Source organism: Bartonella sp. AP7XZML (genome assembly GCF_042195745.1).
Classification (GTDB): Bacteria; Pseudomonadota; Alphaproteobacteria; order Rhizobiales; family Rhizobiaceae; genus Bartonella.
This window is the reverse complement of record NZ_JBHIOT010000028.1, coordinates 1-1,334: the sequence shown is the minus strand read 5'-3', so window position 1 is coordinate 1,334 and position 1,334 is coordinate 1. Positions and strand designations below refer to the sequence as shown.

Here is a 1,334-nt window from a genome sequence, read left to right as displayed (position 1 = left end):
CCCTTCACCCATTACTTCTCAAAATTATGCTATCGCTTCAGGTGCTCAAGATTATAGAACAGCTCTTAACGATAGCGTCCCATTCTGATTGAAAAAATATGGCTAAAAGAAAAAAACATGCAAAACGTGATCGTCCTCGGATTAAAGGGTGTATCAGAGAACCAAATGGACGCATCTCACGAGCAAAAACACCGCATGAATCCATGGATAAATTAGCACTTGAAATGCGTGCCAAACGCTTCTGTTTGACCATAGAAGAGGCTAAAAATCCGCTTTCCGGTACCTATATCGGGCGGCTTTATTTGCAAGGCGAAATCAATCAAGACCAATATGATGCTGCGCAAAAATATCTTGAAGTGAAAAACAATTACCTATGTGCAAAAGCTTTGCCTAATGCAATTTATGATGAAATGCCTACAACTTCTGATAACGGAGCAAGAGAGAAATGGGTACAGATAGCAACAGAACATCTTTTAGCTGTAAAAAATGTTGTTCAAGAAGCTCAATGTTTACACCGTCAATATAACCTTCATGCTGCATTACAGTATCTTGTCATAGAAGATCAATCACTACCACACCTTGTGCTTTCATTGCGCATTGCTCTTAATGCGCTTTATAAGCACTTTAGCCGTTAAAAAAGAATTGACATCAGATGAAAAATCATTAATGTGTATATATTTACACATTATGAGTTTAGGAAATGGAACAAGATAGCCGAAAAATCATTGCAAAATTAAAGCGTGATGGCTTTGAACTTGTCAAAGTAAAAGGTTCTCATCATAAATTAAAAAAAGATGGTAAGGTTGTTATTGTTCCACATCCTAAAAAAAATCTTCCGATTGGTACAGCACGTTCTATCGCACAACAAGCAGGTTGGTTAAAAGAAGGAGAAGAAAAATGAAAAGATTTTTTGCTCTTGTTCATAAAGATGAAGATTCTGCTTTTGGTGTTCAGTTTCCTGATTTTGAGGGGCTTTTTTCTGCTGCTGATGAGGAAGAAAATTTAATCGCAAATGCAACAGAAGCACTTCAACTTTATTGTGAAGATATAGATATAGTGCCTATTCCTTCAAAATTTGAAGAAGTCATACAACGGGAATCTGTCAAAACAGCTTTGTCAGAAGGAGCTTTTTTAATACAAGTCCCCTTTATTGAAAATGATGCAGAAGTAGTACGTACGAACATATCTATTGAAAGAGGGCTTTTGCGTGCAATTGATGATTGTGCACAAGAAAGAGGCTTAACGAGATCTGCTTTTTTGGCAACAGCAGCGCGTCACGAGCTTAATATTTAGCTCATCAATCTGGAGAAATTTCTCACTCTCGATTTTTTTTT

3 protein-coding genes and 1 pseudogene are annotated in these 1,334 nt (G+C 36.8%); all 4 read left to right on the top strand.

Translation table 11 applies throughout. The annotated features are described in order from the left end of the window. Positions 1–88: pseudogene (locus ACFILT_RS03225) on the top strand (single-stranded DNA-binding protein); the annotation flags it as partial. Positions 89–98: 10 nt separating this feature from the next. Then, positions 99–635 carry a hypothetical protein gene (locus tag ACFILT_RS03220; protein ID WP_375679565.1) on the top strand — a complete coding sequence of 179 codons (537 nt, stop codon included), beginning with the start codon at positions 99–101 and terminating at the stop codon, positions 633–635. 65 nt (positions 636–700) lie between these two features. Continuing rightward, positions 701–901, top strand: a complete 201-nt coding sequence (locus ACFILT_RS03215) for a type II toxin-antitoxin system HicA family toxin (protein WP_375674282.1) — start codon at positions 701–703, stop codon at positions 899–901. Then, positions 898–1,293, top strand: a complete 396-nt coding sequence (locus ACFILT_RS03210; RefSeq protein ID WP_005864994.1) for a type II toxin-antitoxin system HicB family antitoxin — start codon at positions 898–900, stop codon at positions 1,291–1,293. Before ACFILT_RS03215 ends, ACFILT_RS03210 begins: the two co-directional genes overlap by 4 nt. Positions 1,294–1,334 lie beyond the last annotated feature (41 nt).